The following is a 473-nucleotide window of genomic DNA, read 5'->3' as shown; positions in this document are numbered from 1 at the left end:
AGGTGACTGTCACGAACAATCTCGGTGAGCCCGCAAGCGATCTTGAGGCGCGACTGTTCGCCAACGACCCGCTCGAAACCGGTGATACTGACACCGGGTACGTCCAGTCACTTGACGCGGGCGAGTCGACGACAATGACGTTTGACCTGACTACGACGGGTTCCGCAACCCCCGGCAGTACGTACCCCATCTCGCTCGACTTCCGGTATGACGACGCCGACGGTGACAGCCAGCTCTCGGACACCTACCGGGTGCCGATCACCGTGACGCCGAGTGAAGGCGGAGGCCTCCCGCTGCCCGTGATTTTCGTCGCGGCACTCGTGGTCGGGACTGTCGGGCTCATCGTCTACCGGAGGCGGCAGTAACTCATGGCGCTCAGTGATCGGATCGAGGCGGGAATCCGGCGGGTTAACGATGCCATCGTCGACCGGCCGCGGCAGGTGATTGTCGCGTTCCTCGTGCTCACCGTCGTC

1 protein-coding gene is annotated in these 473 nt (G+C 63.4%); it reads left to right on the top strand.

All coding sequences use genetic code 11. The features are described from left to right. A partial coding sequence (locus tag D3D02_RS19415; RefSeq protein WP_394337746.1) for a COG1361 S-layer family protein occupies positions 1-365 on the top strand: 365 nt, incomplete at its 5' end. Between the last annotated feature and the right edge of the window lie 108 nt (positions 366-473).

This window comes from Halobellus sp. Atlit-38R, assembly GCF_003665925.1.
In the GTDB taxonomy this organism is placed as follows: Archaea; Halobacteriota; Halobacteria; order Halobacteriales; family Haloferacaceae; genus Haloquadratum; species Haloquadratum inordinatus.
Note: the sequence above shows the minus strand (reverse complement) of the source record. Positions and strands in the feature narration are given on the sequence as shown.